We start from the raw sequence: 14,565 nt of genomic DNA, 5'->3' as shown, positions 1-14,565 counted from the left end.
TTTAAGAAAATAACACTAAAAATACAAACATAGCACCCAAAGGAGAGTGATGATCAAACAGCTTCTCTTGGCCGCTCTTTTTATTGCTCAAGTCTTTGCTAGCACCCCTAAAGATACCCTTGTTATTGGTGTTGAAAACGAAACGACTCGTATTAATCCGCTTTTTGATACCGATCATGACAGCGCCCTAGATTTTGTCTTTAGTGGGCTAACGCGCTTTTCACCTGACATGAAAATTGAACCGGATTTAGCTAAGAGCTGGAAAGTAAGCCCTGATGGACTCACTTGGATTTTTTATTTAAGAGAAGATGTTTTATGGCATGACGGGCATAAATTTAGCGCTGCAGATGTTAAATTTAGCATAGAACAGGCTCTTAATCAAAAACTCAATGCACCCGCACGCGCCAATTTTGAAGCAGTAAAACGCATAGAAGTGCTAAACCCCTATAGTTTAAAAATTACACTAAAGACCCCTTTCCCTCCGCTTTTAGACGCATTAAGCATGGGAATATTGCCCAAACACATCTTAGAGGGTAAGGATTTAAACACCAATGCTTTTAACCAACACCCCATTGGCACAGGCCCTTTTGAATTTGTTAAGTGGCAAAAGGGGAGTTATATTAGTTTTAAAGCCAACCCTAACTTTTATCGGGGACGGCCAAAAGTTGCTAAGGTTATCTTAAAAATTGTACCTAATTACAATGTGCGCACTTATGAGATTAAAAACGGCTCTTTAGATGTGGCTTTAGTAGAGCCTAATTTGGTAAAGAGTTTAGAACATGATAAAAATATTAAAATTATGGATATGAAGAGCGCAGATTACCGCGCTTTGATGTTTAATTTTCATAACCCTCTTTTAAAGTCTCTAGCAGTAAGGCAGGCGATTAACTACGCCATTGATAGAAATTTAATCGCCACTAAGATTTTACATGGTTATGGTTTTGTGGCTAATAATCCTATCCAAGCTAGCTGGGCTAATGATACAAATGCTAAGACCTATACCTACAACCCCAAAAAGGCTCAAGAAATTTTAAATAAAGAGGGGTGGAAGTTACAGGGGAAGTTTTTATATAAAAATGGCAAAGTCTTAGGATTTGATATTTATGCCTTTAATAGCGATCCACTCAGGGTAACTTTGGCTAATATTTTACAAAGTGAGTTAGCCCAAATTGGGATTAAAGCTAATGCCATTGCCAAAAACCACGGGGCATTTGAAATAAATAAGGTAGATAGCTTTATTGTTGGTTGGGGAAGCCCGCTTGATCCGGACTTGCAGACTTATCGCGTCTTTAGTTCTAAAATGGATGTAAGTACCAATGAAAATGGCTGGAATTATAACCATTATAGCGATTTAAAAGTTGATCAAGCTTTACTCAAAGCCCGCATTACAAACAAACTAGAGCAGCGCAAACTTTGGTATGCCAAATTCATTGATGCTTTGTATAATGACCCTCCCTTTGCCTTCTTAGTGTATTTGCGCTACCCTCTAGCTTATCGCGCTAATATCCATGGCATTAAGCCTACTATCTTAGGGCATCACGGGGCGCGTTTTACGCATAATGTTGCTGAGTGGAGTAAGGATTAGTGTGGCGCTTTGCCACTAAGCGCTTTATAGGGGCCTTTGTACTCTTACTTGTTTTTAGTTTTGTGATCTTTGTGATGCTAGATTTTTCTAGCGGAAGTGTGATCTCTGGTGTTTATGGGGATAGTATCCAAGCGGCTAACCCGGCTATTAAAGAGAGAATTATTGCCAATCTAGGCCTAAATCGCCCGCTTTTAACACGCTATGTAGAGTGGTTAGGGCAAGTCTTACATGGAGATTTAGGGGTGAGTTTTGCTAGTGGAGAAAGTGTTATTAAGATCATTAAAGAGCGCTTGCCCTACACTCTGATCTTAGGTCTAACAAGTTTTATTTTAAGTTTTATTTTAGCCCTCATCTTGGGGGTTTTTAGTGCCTTGCTTAAAGACTCGCTATGGGATAAAATAATCATGTGCATCACTCTAGGGTTTTTTAGTATCCCTAGTTTTTGGCTAGGCTTAGTCTTTATCATGGTCTTTAGCGTGTTTTTAGGGCTCTTTCCTAGTTCTGGAGTCTATGATTTAGGAGAAGAACCTAGTTTTAAGGCTTTGATTTACCACCTAATACTTCCTATAGCAGTGCTAACCCTCTCGCATTTAGCCATTTATACCCGTTTAGTGCGTAGCGTCATCTTAGATACTCTCAAAGAACCCTTTATCATGAGTTATCGCGCATGGGGGGTTAGTCAGAGAATAATCCAGCTCAAATTAGTATTACGCTACAGCCTCTTGCCTATTATTAGTTATTTTGGGGCTAATGCAGCCGGGATTTTAGGGGGGACTTACATTATAGAAGGCGTGTTTTCTATTGGAGGACTAGGCAGTACAACAATTAATGCCTTACTCAATAAAGATTACCCTTTAGCCTTAGGCATTATTTTACTTAGCACCTTTGTAGTGGTTTTATTTAACCTCATCGTAGAGATTAGCGCCAAATTTTTAAACCCAAGATGGCGTTCTTGAAAAAGATTTTCCTTTTTGGGGCGCTTTTCATCGTTGTTTTGGCATTATTGCCCCTATGTGCTCCCTTTGAACCTACTGAAGTCAATTTAACCCAGCTCAAACTCCCCCCTAGTTTTACCCATCTTTTAGGTACAGACTTCTTAGGGCGCGATGAATTTTCTAGGCTACTCTTTGCCCTTAGAAATTCTATTTGTATCGGGCTTTTAAGCGCACTATGTGCTATGTGTCTTGCTTTAGGTTTTGCTTTTGCTACCCTTAATGCTCCCAAATGGCTAGCCTCTTTGTTATTGCGCTTTTTAGACGGGTTTTTAGCCCTACCTAATCTTTTACTCATCTTACTTTTTAGCGCCTTTAACCAACGCGGGTTTGATTTATGGGGGCTAAGTTTATTAGTGGCGTTTTTTGCTTGGGGGAGTGCTGGTAAGGTTATCCATGATAGCTTTAGCAATATTAGTACCCAAGAATTTATTTTAAATGAAAAAGCTTTAGGGGCGACGCGTTTAGCGCTTATGTTTACACAAATCTTACCTGTGGCTAAAAATAGTGTGTTTGTACTTTTTATTAATACCTGTGCCCATGCCATTAGTACAGAAGCCCTACTGAGTTTTTTTGGTTTGGGGCTTAGAGTGGGGGAGGCAAGTTTGGGCAATATGCTTAATGAAGCCTCTGAAGCGATCTTTACGGGTACTTGGTGGTTGCTACTCACTCCCGGGCTAGCTATTTTTGGGATTGTATTTAGTTTGATGTTATTAGGGGAGAGAATACAAGAACATGGTTAAAGTTACACATTTAAATGTCTATGCCCCCAGCCATCAAATTTTACGCGATATTAGTTTTGAAACAGAAGCTAATTTGGCTATTTTAGGGAGTAGTGGGAGTGGGAAAAGCACGCTTTGTAGAGCTTTTTGTGGGCTTTTAAGCCCTAATCTTAAAATCAGTTATGGTGCGCTTGAAGTGCAAGGACGGGCGGGTTATGTCTTTCAAGATTGCATTAGCTGTTTTTTCCCTTATTTAAAAATACTAGATACCTTTAAAATGGTTCTTAAAGACAAAGTAGATAAAGCCCTACCTATTTTTGAGAGTCTAAATATCCCCTCTAAAGTATGGGGACTTTATCCTTATGAGCTGAGTCGTGGCATGGCTAGTCGGGTACAAATCGCGCTTAATCTCACTCTAGAGCCTCAAATTCTTTTACTAGATGAGGTAACTAGTTCTTTAGATAGTGTTAATACCCAAAGTGTGGTGCAATTACTCTTAGAATTAAATGTCCAAAAGATCACCATCACCCATGACGAAGAAGTAGCCTATCATCTATGTGAGCAAGTGCTTGTTTTAGAAAATGGAGAAATGACTTATTTTGGGGATAAGAAAGGGTATTTTACATGGGATTAGAAGTAATGGGTTTATATAAATCCTATGGGGAGTATTGTATTTTAAAAGATATTCATTTACATCTAAAGAATGGGGAGAGTGCCGCACTTTTAGGATCAAGTGGGAGTGGGAAAAGCACGCTGGCTAAATGTATCGCGCGTTTAGAAAGCTTTGATCAAGGCAAAATCACCTACCAGCAAGAAGATATTTTAAATATTCCTGAAAAACGCTTGAGGCAACATATTCAGTATGTTTTTCAAGATCAATTAAACGCGCTTAATCCAGCTAAAAGAGTTAAAGACCTCTTAGAAAGTGTGGCTAGGCGTTTTAAAACACAAAAAGATTTAGCCCAAGTTCTACAAAATACGCGGCTTAAGCCTTCTCTTTTAGATAAGTTTCCTAGAGAATTAAGCGGGGGGGAGCGCCAAAGATTAGGCATTGCTAGAGCCATGCTAGTTAAGCCCCAAATTTTACTTTTAGATGAGATCACCAGCGCACTAGATAAGCGCTTAAAATACGAGATTATGGAAGTGTTGCTAGATTATCAATCCAAATCTAGTACGAGTGTGATCTGCATTACCCATGATAAAACCATCGCACAAAAATACTTTGAAAGGCATTTTATCATTGAGGGGGGCAAGTTGCATGGCTAGGCTGCTTGATGTTCAGTCTTTGTATTTAATCGGCTATGGCTTGCTCTCTGAGTTTTTTTGTATCTATCTAGTTTAATTGGTAAATTTGCCCTTTTTCATACCCAAAAACGCTATCCATGGTTTGTAATTCCGAGTGCCTTACGGTCTTTACAGAACCTGCGCTTTAGGCTTTGTATTCTTGTTTAGGGTGGGATCGCTCTTACCTTTATAAATTGCAATTAGTAACATTGCCAATTACCCGGTAAACTCACTGGTACAAGCCTGCATTTTTTAAGGCTAGGATTTGTTCCTAACCTTAATCATACCGCCTATAAACTGACTTATGTTAGTTTAACAAAGAGCAAGCACGACCCTTAGTATTTAAACATTAGCTCTACTGTGTTTTAGGGCGCGCAAAACCTTTCACATTCACGCATTTTGATCCTACAAGCAAGGAAAACCATGGATAGAAATGTTTGGTGATCTTGACATTGACTAATTCTGCTTCTTTTGCATTGGCCGCGCGGGCATAATTATTTGCTTGACTTGTAACCTGTTGCATCGCTTCCTGTTTAAGATCCTCATCATGCGCTTTGCCATAAATCCATGTAAAATGTTTACAAGCATGCCCTAAAACAGGACGCATATCCTCTGTTAACGGTTGATTAGGATTAATGCTACCTAACTTAGCACTACAACCTGAGATGAGAAGAGCTATTGCTACCCCCCCCCCCGCGCGTATTAAATGATGAAAAACCATGAAAACTCCTTTTTATAAAAAATAGAATTTAGGCATCGGCTAATCTATGCACTTTTTTAGACTATGGATTATTTTATTTGGCATGGAGTAGTTTGTATCTTATGAAAGGCATTAAAGTTTTTTATGTGATTGTGATGACACTTACAGAGGGGGCATGTATTATTTATGGAGGGAATTTAAAAAATTCTGTGTAGCCGATGGGGTAGGTTTTGGATTACTTAAAAGTGCTGGGATTAAAACCGGTATTTTAACAGGCGAGATTACACCCATCGTAACACCGCGCTAAAAAACTTAAACTAGATTAAACAGGAGTATTTTGTACTAGAAACAGGGGGTTTGTTTATGCCTCTTATACAACCAATAAGTCTAACACAAGGGTATTTTAACCACAATGCCACCAATACATAGATAAAGCATAAAGGGGCGTAAAATTTTATACTAAACCTTTTAACCTGGAGGATTTTAAAGAATAAAAGAAGTCTAATGGAATATCTAGTTTGCCCCTATTTAAATGATAATCGCTGGATACTTTTAGATACTTCTAAGACCATTAAGCCAATCATCTTACAAACTAATAAACCCGTAGAATTTAGCGCGCTAGATCAGCCCACAAATCAAAATAACTTTATGCGGCGAGAGTTCTTGTACGGCATTGATAGCGAGGATAATGCGGGGTATGGTTTGTGGCAACTTGCCTATCTAAATCAGATCACAACAAAACAAAATCAGGCTAAATAATGGCGCTAAGTTTAGCCGGAGCTCTTGCCCATCAAATCCCTAATTTTATTGATTATGAGTTTGTGAAGTGGGCACTACAATCTGAAAGATATGAGGAGTTAGTAAAAGTCTTTCGCTACTTCTTGCGCTTTGATGCCCAAATTAGTAGCGAAGTGTTTAAAAGGCGTTTGCAAGTGGCTAAACTCCCGCTAATTTTAGAATGTGAAAATAACCAAGCACAAGAAGCCTTTAAGCTTATCCAAAAAAAAGGGTTTTATCAATTTGTTTTTGATTGTACTAGTGCGCTTTTTTTTGGGTGTGCTTACTTTATTAAGGGCTTTTCTCAAGGTGGGATTAACTTTAAGCTAATCCCACATCACTATATCCACTATGATGGGCAATTAGAAAAACGCCCCTATATCTTTGTAAGTGGTGAAAAAATCTATCTGGATAATCGCCCCGATATTCTTATCCGCGTCTTTTCTAAATGCCTTAATGTATTCTTGTTTAGGCGGGTCTTTAAAGATGAGTTTAATATCTGGATTTTTCAAAGTCGGCTCTACTAAATTTAAGTAAGCCAATCTACTTTGGGCATCTTTTTTAACCTGCAAGTGTTTAATGAAGTTCTCTTTATTCTCTATCGCTTTTAAACCTTTAAAAAGCCTTTTACATCTAGTTCTTTAGGTATAGGTGTAGCATATGTACTTAGATCAAGATTTTTAATGAAAGTTTCTTTATCGGTGATAACCCTGTAGGGGCGCTCTTGACTTTTAAGGGGGGAATTAGTAAGGTGCTCTTGGTTAGGTAAGAGAATATCACCAACTTTTTTAGGTTGCTCTGACACCGACTTACCTGCAAAACCTGCATCGTCTAAACTCTGCGGGTTATCCAATTGTTTAAATCTGTCTTTGCTCCTCCTATCTTTAAATCCGGTGATAACGAATCTATTTTGGTCTTGTTTTCCAATAACAACAATTTCTTTAGGTGTGATAAGCTCAACCCTATCTGGGCTATTTTTATAAATCTTTGATTCTTGCACCATTCTAGGCAATTCTTGAATGAATTTTAAAGCTTTTTCTTCCCCGTATTGCTGTGTCCTTCTTTCTAAGATGTGCGCTAAGCCCATTTTAGAATTTCCCCACACCAAATCTATATCGCCTAAATCCTTTCTATAAAATGCTCCGGCTACTTGTCCCTCTTTAGTCTCTAGTAGTTTAGCTATTGCGCCTTGTGGATCATGGTAAAACTGCTCAAAGTTTGTACCAAAAGCTTTATTATGGGGGATAACTTGATTTTTAAGGGGGGATTGTGTAGCCTGAATACCGCTTAATAAAGGTTTTTCAATGGATAATTCAATGTTTCCTTTACCTCCTGATAAGGCTTCATTCCTTTTTAATGATGATTCTGGGCGTTTGTATGCCTTTGATTGCACATCTGAAAACGATCTTTTCTCCATAGCACTAGCATTAGCAAAAGCTAATAATTGTTTTGAGTTTGACTTTTCTAAGGGCTCTTGGGTTAAGTTTGAATCTAGAAAAGATTTTCTAACTTATACAGATGTTTCAGAATACGAGTATATATCAAAGCTTACCATAGATAAAGTTGAATTTTTAGTATCTCTTAGTGTAGGCGAGGTTAAGTCTTTGGTATCTAAAGTTAAAGCTTCGCGATGTTTTACCACAGATAAACTTAGGTCTTTAACCGCAAATGAACTTGAGTCTTTAATATCTAAATCTACATTCTGCTCTTTAACCGCAAATGAGCTTAAGGCTTTAATATCTAAATCTGAATCCTGAAATAGTCTTTTGCATTTTACCTTTAACCTTAACATTTCCTCATCTGGTAGTGTTTGTTTTACTTTCTGCTCCTTTAACACCTGATAGGTTTTATCCGTTTGCTTTTTAATTTCCCAACCCTTAGCTGTGTGTAGCTATATTTCACTAGGCACGCCGTTAAACTCGAATTGTACATGCACACCCTTATACCCGCTGTGTGTTTCTGTGTTGTAATTCTATTGTAGGCTTTATCCCTCTTGACTTTAGCTATCCTCTAGCCTTACTAACTCTGTATCTACGAGGGCATTATCTTGACTAATAATTGCCCTCTTAGATAGTCGCTTATTGCGCTTAATCCTCCTGTTTGCGTGCAATCTTACTTTCAATGCTAGATTCACTCTTAAGGATTTGGCCTAACTCTAAAGAATTATTAGCACTCTTAAGATTTTCTAAAAACTCTTTAAACTCTACTTCTTGAGCTTTAGCGGTGTTATAAAGTTCTGTAGCTTTTGCTGTGAAGTCTTGACTTTTAAGGGGATTTCTTATAGGGTTCTGCTCTGCCTTTGCGTCGGACAGTTGCTTAACTCCTAGCTCATAACTAGGGCGGTTAAGGTGCTCTTGTGGCATTGCCGATCCAAAGGCTAAATTTTTAGTTAAATCCCCCCTTTCAAAGTACATTGTCTTAAAGGCTAGTTCGTTCTGTCCTTTTTGCAACTACTCTACAACTACACAATGCCCGTTAATTGGCTATATCCTCTTTAGTGATAGGGGGCTGTTTATGTGCGCGCATCATCACGCCATTTCCCCCATGCCGTTTTAGTACAGCTTAATCTGCTTTTGATCAAGGTGGCTTTAGCCTTGTGGGTGTTTAAAACTGATAACTCAAATACGCCGTTACTGAGCGCCCGGGTCCGGGTTCCATGCCCGTAGGGGAAGTACCAATGCCTCTAAAATAATATTTCATGTTAAAGATATTATTGACCTGTAAACTACCCACAATTTTATGCCGTCCGCTTTGCCAAAAAGTCTGGCTTACTTGGATATTCCACAACCAATACCAAGGCAAAAGCCCCACGCTATTACACCCAAAGCTCACGCCACCGGTTTTAGCAGGATTTGTAGGAAAACAAACCGTTTCTGATTTAGCCTGATTGAGCACAGAAGAATAAGCGCGGCTATAAAAATAACTGCTAATCCCAATAGTCGTACCTTTATAGGTATACATCGCATCAAAGATAAACTGATCAGGACTGACATAGGGAAGTTTTTTACCTTTAATGCTAAAGGGGTGATTTACAATACCAATAAACCAGTTGGTATCATCTATTACATTATTTGTAACGACGGCATTAATGTAGGTGTAGGCTACATGGAATTGTAAGCCTCTAATAGGGGTGTAGTAAAGCTCTAACTCCACGCCCTGACTTCTAGCATTAACCGGCCCCGGACTATAACCCCCTGAATAGTAGCGCTGTGCAAAGGTAATAAAATAACTCGCATTAAAGCTAAGCAAGTCTTTATAACCGTAGCGCGAACCGGCTTCTATCCCATCAAAAATTTGGTTGTAATTGCTTGAATACAGAGCAATCATGCGGTTTTGTGGTGGGATAAAACTTCTGCGGTAGTTAAAATAAAATAACCAATTTTGCATAGGCTTATACCCAATGTTTACAGCTGGACTCCATTCATTAAAATCTCTTTTTCGAGTCTGCATTCGGGTGTAATCCGGTTTTTCTGGAACTTTTTGGTTGTAATTAACACGGGTGTAGCGCAACCCGGGCGTAAAAATCAATTTACCATTAAGAAACTCCATTTTATCGCTCACATAGGCTGCCTCGTAATTATTATTCATCTCTTCACTAGATTTTAAAAGAGGTGTGGGGGTGGGCATATTACACTTGCCATTGACTATATCTGAGTTTTGGCAAGTAGATTGTAAAGGGTGGAGTAAAATATCACTGGTCATAACACGCATACCCACTTTAATCATCTGTTTCATAGATTTTGTAACGACATTTAGGTTGACATTAGGTTCAATAGAGTTAACTAAAAAATGTCTGGCGTGATTAACAATAAAAAACCCAGCGTAATTGTCATTTGTATAAACCAGTCCCTTAGCCGGGTTGGTGTTGACATTTAAATAGTTTGAATCCATTTGAAAATCCCGACTCATGTCATGTCCCCAGTAAGTGAGGGTAAAATCCCCGCCTACTTTATCTGAATCTCCAAATAAAGTTTGATACACCGCACTCCAGCGGTTAGCATCCCCGCTTTTGGTGTTATTAGGGCGATTATTTTGGAAACGGTTTTGATCATAAGCAACTTGTCCTAAAGATCCCGGATCGGTTAAGAAATACTTGTAATATTGGTAGGAAACTGTGATTTTATTTGTCGCGTTGATTTGATAGAGCCCATCTAGTATGTAATTTTGAATGGTGGTGGGGCTATTGTATCTAAAGCCCTGCCCGGTGATGTAGTTAGCCTGCGCCATAACGCCTACATATTTGTTAAACATGCCCCCTGATTTTAAGTAGGTGTTATATAAAAAATTATTGCCCAGACTCTTATTAAGCGGCGTACTCGTAGGGGTGATAAAACCCCCATTTCTTGAACGCCCCCAATATGTTACCCTCTGGGCTATTTGGTTACTCCATTTTTCCGGGATAGGCTTAGTGATGATATTAATCACGCCTCCAAAGGCATTAGGCCCATATTGCACACTTTCACCCCCCTTAATCACACTGATGCGATCAACAGATTGAAAAGTAACCGGAAAGATAGAAATACCAATAAGCGCATAGGGCGCAACATAGATAGGAATACCATTAACTAAAACAAGTTCGGTATTGCTATGCCCTGGACTCCCGCCCCCAAAGCCTCTAATAGAAAAGCTAGGCATAGCCCCCACACCTGTAAAATTTCTAATATGAATACCGGGCACATTTTGTAAGGCCTGCTCGATGCTCATATTGGCCTCACGGGTGAGTTGTTTATTAGAGATCACCGTGCGGCTACCCAAATAATTTTTTACCCCATCGCTACGCCAGCTCTTAGGAGCGTCCTCATCTTGAATGGCCTCTGTAGTTTGTATTTTCTTGAGGGTTTTAGTTTTAATAGCCTGCGCGCTGCTAACTAGTAAAGAGCAGCCACAGAGAAATAGCGTTACTCTGCGCATACACACACCTTAGTAAAAAATGGGATTTAGGAAAATAGAGTTAAGGCACAAGCCTTAAGAAAGTTTAAGCACCAGCTTCTTTGATTATACTGCAAGATTTTTTAAGCTAAACTGAATTTTTCAGAATTATTAGAGCTGAGGTTTGGTCTTTATTTGCCAAATCATGCAAAGCCATTTTGGTAGAATTTTTCAAATTCAACTTTTCTCTTTAAGCTAAAAAAAGCCACTTTTTTATTCTTGTGAGCTTATTTTTAACATACTTTTTAACCTTAAAAATAAAGATTTTAATCTTAAAAATAAAAAGCTTAGCTAGGGTTTTTTTACTGATCATACAATCAAGTAAAGAGAGATCAAGGTGGTTATTTTGAAAGTGAGTTATAAGACTATCCATGAACTCCTTAGAGGGGTGAGTTATAAGAGCATGGGTCATAAACTTCTCAGAAGACATAGAAGCTAGAAGAAAAACACGCATCCATCGCTTAAAGCGAATCTCTGTTCCCCCCCCCCCTATAAACTTCCATGGCTTATGGCCTAAAAAATGCCACACCACAGGGGTTTGCATTTCAGAATAGTCGTTAAAAACATCTGCTACATAGTTATAAATACGGGGCAACTCTAAAATTTGCCCTTGGCAGGCAAAATTGATCACTTCTTGTTCAAAGGCAACAAGTTTAGACCCCTTTTCTTTAAAAATGGCAATCATATGGCCCTCTAAGCTATCCTCGCGCCACTTCTTAAGATTAGCCACAATAAAGCCAACATTAATACAACAACGAAAAAGCGTCTCCATATCTGCCCTAGAATTAGTATCTGATCCAGCACCTAAGTCTTTAGCGGTATTCCTATAATTCTCTTCTAAATATTCTACGCTCATATGCCAATTTTCCCTGACAGCTGCAAGATAATAAGGCTCTTCTGTATCAAAGGCAAAGTAAGCAGGGCTTATATCACGCTCAAAGAGAGTATCTACATCGCAGGCAATGATTTTGTCATACTCAGAAAAAAGAGAGCTTAAAAAAAAGCGGTAGAGAACTAGACTTGAAAAGCGTTTTAAAAGTCCAGGGCGCAAATAGGGGAGAAGAGGGGTGATATTTTGCTCAAAGAATTTTCCAAACCCTGATTGTTTCTGCCCTATATCATGGAAGATAAGCGCAGAAAAATCAGCAAAAGGGGCGGCAATTTTCACCAGTTCTTGTTGGTGGGAAAAATCCAGACCTTGTATTAGTAGGTGGATTTTATAAAATAGGGGTTCTCCCTCTCTTTCTTGTGCAGCGTGCATGAGTAGAGAATACATAGCCACTCCCCCAGCAACATAATAATTCAAATCAAAAGCCATCACGATAGGAATGGTGATCATTAAATTTCCTTTAAAAGGTGCTATTTTAACACAAACACGCTTTTACTAAAACCTTGCCTTGAAATTTAGTTAGCGGGCAGATAAAGGCCATTTCCTAGCTAGATTTTTAAACTTAGTGCTTTTGTGTTAGATTGCTTTTCTTTGTCCATATCTAGAATATTAAAACCTACTTAATCAAAGGCTTAATACCAGCTAGTCTTAAGCAAAGAGAACTAACAAGCGCCTTCAATCAAATTTATAATATTAAAAAGCAAGCTACTACCTAACTCCCCCATACTTTAAGGAAGTGGAGAAAAAATTATTATGCTAGCCGTGATCGAAGCTATAGAAGCTATTAGAAGCTGTCTTAAAAATGATAATAACCAGAATTTGCATTTTAGTGATGTTGAATTAATAGACACACTCAATAGCGCCCCAAATGCGTTAATCTTAGAGTTTAAACTACACAAACACCAAATCAGCCTAGAGATTAAAGACAACGAAGTAATTCTTGCAGGCAGTTTAATAGGTAGCGCAGTTGGGGCGGCTAAAGGTGTAGCTAAAGGACGGGGGGGACCTTGGGGCATGATAGCAGGCGGAGCAATAGGGGCATTTATAGGCGGGGGAGCAGATGCCGCGCTAACTAACTTTGTGCTAAATCGCAACCAAAACTTTAATGAGACAATTAAGCACGCCACACAAGAGGGATTATTAAGCGCTGTAGGTGATGTAGCCTTTATAGGCTTAGGTAAGGCAATTAGTAAAGTTGCAGATTTACCCAAAACTCTAGGTAGAGCTAGCGACTACTTACCCATAGTTGGCACACTTAAGCGGGCTATGAGTGGCAATGATAGAGCGGCGCAAAGACTTATCAATCAAGTTTATACACCCGAACAAGAAGCCGCTTTAAAAGAATTTGGGGAACAATTTGGAGGCGGGGTAAAACTACAAAACCCTAAAAGCCCACTAAGAGAAAAGATTATTAATAGTTTTGGGGAGGATAGCGGGGCATTAAAAGCCTTTGATAGTGCTTATAATATTCTAACACTTCCCAAACACTCAGAGAGACAAGAGGCCTTTATTAGAGCTATTAGGGCAGATGAGAGCGGTAACCTTTTAGCCTTTTTAACTGAAGCGGCAAATAGCAGTGTGCAGGCGCATAACACGCTAAAAAGTATTTTAAATAAAACTACAGCTAATTTAAAAGAACAACTTGAAAATCTCCAGCTAAATAAGGGCGATATTAAGGCAATCTTTGATGATTTAGAAAAGGGCACTAAAGAGAGTTATAACGATGCTGTAGAAAAAGCCATACCAGCCGTATTAACAAATGATATTAAAACCACTTTAAGCCCAGAATCTAAGAATGGAACTTCTCGGCCACCTCCAAGCCTCAAACTTTCCACAAACATAACACAAAAATCTAAAATTTTGTCAAAATATCGTGATGGTAGTTCTTAATGCACACTTTAGTTCTAGTGGTTGTTACGATAGTTCCAAATGATCTAAAGAGTAGTTCTGATATAATTCCCTTATAAGTCCCCATTGTGCTACCACCTAGTTTCCTATCGACTTCAAGCTAGTCCTTAGTAGATGCCCACTTGGTTCTTTTAGATTTTCTAGCAAGTTCTAAAATCTTTTTTGTTAGTTCTCTTAGTTTGACCTTAGTTCTTAGATGGTATTAACCCCAGTTCTTAGAGACTAAATATCCTAGAGCAGAATACTAGAAACAGCTGTTCTTGTATGCAAATAACAGCTAAGACTTTTTCCCCTATCAAGGAAAAATAATTGAAGATTTTTTTGCGTCTTTGGAGGGAAGAAACAACAGATCTCTAAAAATTTGGAGGCAAGCGCTCTAAAAAATTTACAACATTTCATTTCTTTTTACACAGGATTTTCAATCTCTTTGTTCTGAAAATTTCACAGCAGGGTTCTAAATTTTTTGCAACGGAGTTCTAAAGATTTTCACAACAGCGCTCTAAAAAATTTACAACAATCCCATGTGCTAGATGCCAAAAGCTTTTGCACACAACACCTCAAAATACCTCAAAAACACCTCAATGGGCAAAAACGCGTATACAGGGGCTTAAAGCCACAAAGTGATCTACCACTTTGTGTTATCCTGCACGCTCAAACACCACACTAAAAAACTTCCTCTATTTTCTCCTCCCTCTTATCTAAAATTTTTTCAAAAAATTCACGCTACAATTGAGCTAAAAGAGCAGGTGAAATAAGGGAAAGTTTTTGGATAGCAAGAT

At 38.6% G+C, this 14,565-nt stretch carries 14 protein-coding genes and 1 pseudogene; 9 read left to right on the top strand and 6 right to left on the bottom strand.

What is annotated here, in order from left to right; all coding sequences use genetic code 11:
- Positions 1-49: 49 nt before the first annotated feature.
- From G6Q00_RS01525 to G6Q00_RS01505, 5 genes are read left to right on the top strand one after another with little or no spacing between them, the layout of a single operon-like run.
- A complete protein-coding gene (locus G6Q00_RS01525) occupies positions 50-1,585 on the top strand; it encodes an ABC transporter substrate-binding protein (RefSeq protein WP_163531720.1) in 1,536 nt (511 codons plus the stop codon).
- Positions 1,585-2,541, top strand: coding sequence for an ABC transporter permease (locus G6Q00_RS01520; protein ID WP_240329603.1), 957 nt, complete (start codon positions 1,585-1,587; stop codon positions 2,539-2,541). Before G6Q00_RS01525 ends, G6Q00_RS01520 begins: the two co-directional genes overlap by 1 nt.
- Positions 2,529-3,320: an ABC transporter permease gene (locus G6Q00_RS01515; protein WP_205426445.1), complete on the top strand. Its 792-nt coding sequence runs from the start codon at positions 2,529-2,531 to the stop codon at positions 3,318-3,320. Before G6Q00_RS01520 ends, G6Q00_RS01515 begins: the two co-directional genes overlap by 13 nt.
- On the top strand, positions 3,313-3,933 hold the full coding sequence (locus G6Q00_RS01510; protein WP_163531718.1) for an ATP-binding cassette domain-containing protein: 621 nt from the start codon (positions 3,313-3,315) through the stop codon (positions 3,931-3,933). Before G6Q00_RS01515 ends, G6Q00_RS01510 begins: the two co-directional genes overlap by 8 nt.
- Positions 3,924-4,565, top strand: coding sequence for an ATP-binding cassette domain-containing protein (locus tag G6Q00_RS01505; RefSeq protein WP_163531717.1), 642 nt, complete (start codon positions 3,924-3,926; stop codon positions 4,563-4,565). The genes G6Q00_RS01510 and G6Q00_RS01505 overlap by 10 nt, the downstream gene beginning before the upstream one ends.
- 373 nt (positions 4,566-4,938) lie before the next feature.
- Here G6Q00_RS01505 and G6Q00_RS01500 read toward each other — a convergent pair whose 3' ends face one another.
- On the bottom strand, positions 4,939-5,304 hold the full coding sequence (locus G6Q00_RS01500) for a hypothetical protein (protein WP_163531710.1): 366 nt from the start codon (positions 5,302-5,304) through the stop codon (positions 4,939-4,941).
- Positions 5,305-5,458: 154 nt separating this feature from the next.
- Between G6Q00_RS01500 and G6Q00_RS08700 the strand changes: the two genes are divergently transcribed.
- The 3 genes from G6Q00_RS08700 (at position 5,459) to G6Q00_RS01485 (ending at position 6,587) form a co-directional block, all read left to right on the top strand.
- Entirely contained in the window at positions 5,459-5,590 is a 132-nt protein-coding gene (locus tag G6Q00_RS08700) for a hypothetical protein (protein WP_275896757.1), read from the top strand.
- Positions 5,591-5,787: 197 nt separating this feature from the next.
- Positions 5,788-6,042, top strand: coding sequence for a Mu-like prophage major head subunit gpT family protein (locus G6Q00_RS01490; RefSeq protein WP_163531716.1), 255 nt, complete (start codon positions 5,788-5,790; stop codon positions 6,040-6,042).
- Positions 6,042-6,587 (top strand): phage portal protein family protein, encoded by a 546-nt coding sequence (locus G6Q00_RS01485; protein ID WP_205426444.1) that lies wholly within the window; start codon positions 6,042-6,044, stop codon positions 6,585-6,587. Before G6Q00_RS01490 ends, G6Q00_RS01485 begins: the two co-directional genes overlap by 1 nt.
- Before the next feature lie 80 nt (positions 6,588-6,667).
- On the opposite strand, the pseudogene G6Q00_RS01480 reads toward G6Q00_RS01485, so the two are convergent.
- The 5 genes and pseudogenes from G6Q00_RS01480 to G6Q00_RS01460 all read right to left on the bottom strand — a co-directional run.
- Positions 6,668-7,258: pseudogene (locus G6Q00_RS01480) on the bottom strand (hypothetical protein); the annotation flags it as partial.
- Between the two features lie 312 nt (positions 7,259-7,570).
- Positions 7,571-7,897, bottom strand: a complete 327-nt coding sequence (locus G6Q00_RS01475; protein ID WP_163531714.1) for a hypothetical protein — start codon at positions 7,895-7,897, stop codon at positions 7,571-7,573.
- A 250-nt stretch (positions 7,898-8,147) separates the two neighbouring features.
- Entirely contained in the window at positions 8,148-8,510 is a 363-nt protein-coding gene (locus G6Q00_RS01470) for a hypothetical protein (RefSeq protein WP_163531713.1), read from the bottom strand.
- Between the two features lie 154 nt (positions 8,511-8,664).
- Positions 8,665-10,971: a TonB-dependent receptor family protein gene (locus tag G6Q00_RS01465; protein ID WP_163531712.1), complete on the bottom strand. Its 2,307-nt coding sequence runs from the start codon at positions 10,969-10,971 to the stop codon at positions 8,665-8,667.
- 208 nt (positions 10,972-11,179) lie between these two features.
- Positions 11,180-12,328: a glycosyltransferase gene (locus G6Q00_RS01460; protein ID WP_240330918.1), complete on the bottom strand. Its 1,149-nt coding sequence runs from the start codon at positions 12,326-12,328 to the stop codon at positions 11,180-11,182.
- Positions 12,329-12,631: 303 nt separating this feature from the next.
- Between G6Q00_RS01460 and G6Q00_RS01455 the strand changes: the two genes are divergently transcribed.
- Positions 12,632-13,768: a hypothetical protein gene (locus tag G6Q00_RS01455; protein ID WP_163531711.1), complete on the top strand. Its 1,137-nt coding sequence runs from the start codon at positions 12,632-12,634 to the stop codon at positions 13,766-13,768.
- The last annotated feature ends 797 nt before the right edge of the window (positions 13,769-14,565 follow it).

This window comes from Helicobacter suis, from assembly GCF_902196125.1.
Classification (GTDB): Bacteria; Campylobacterota; Campylobacteria; order Campylobacterales; family Helicobacteraceae; genus Helicobacter; species Helicobacter suis_B.
The sequence above is the reverse complement of the archived record's forward strand: the minus strand, read 5'-3'. Positions and strand labels throughout refer to the sequence as shown.

Excerpts from the sequence above, each read along its gene's own strand:
- G6Q00_RS01525 (WP_163531720.1), top strand. The coding sequence starts at position 50 with ATGATCAAACAGCTTCTCTTGGCCGCTCTTTTTATTGCTCAAGTCTTT.
- G6Q00_RS01510 (WP_163531718.1), top strand. The coding sequence starts at position 3,313 with ATGGTTAAAGTTACACATTTAAATGTCTATGCCCCCAGCCATCAAATT.
- G6Q00_RS01455 (WP_163531711.1), top strand. The coding sequence starts at position 12,632 with ATGCTAGCCGTGATCGAAGCTATAGAAGCTATTAGAAGCTGTCTTAAA.
- G6Q00_RS01505 (WP_163531717.1), top strand. The coding sequence starts at position 3,924 with ATGGGATTAGAAGTAATGGGTTTATATAAATCCTATGGGGAGTATTGT.
- G6Q00_RS01490 (WP_163531716.1), top strand. The coding sequence starts at position 5,788 with ATGGAATATCTAGTTTGCCCCTATTTAAATGATAATCGCTGGATACTT.
- G6Q00_RS08700 (WP_275896757.1), top strand. The coding sequence starts at position 5,459 with ATGTATTATTTATGGAGGGAATTTAAAAAATTCTGTGTAGCCGATGGG.
- G6Q00_RS01465 (WP_163531712.1), bottom strand. The coding sequence starts at position 10,971 with ATGCGCAGAGTAACGCTATTTCTCTGTGGCTGCTCTTTACTAGTTAGC.
- G6Q00_RS01515 (WP_205426445.1), top strand. The coding sequence starts at position 2,529 with ATGGCGTTCTTGAAAAAGATTTTCCTTTTTGGGGCGCTTTTCATCGTT.
- G6Q00_RS01500 (WP_163531710.1), bottom strand. The coding sequence starts at position 5,304 with ATGGTTTTTCATCATTTAATACGCGCGGGGGGGGGGGTAGCAATAGCT.
- G6Q00_RS01460 (WP_240330918.1), bottom strand. The coding sequence starts at position 12,328 with ATGATCACCATTCCTATCGTGATGGCTTTTGATTTGAATTATTATGTT.
- G6Q00_RS01485 (WP_205426444.1), top strand. The coding sequence starts at position 6,042 with ATGGCGCTAAGTTTAGCCGGAGCTCTTGCCCATCAAATCCCTAATTTT.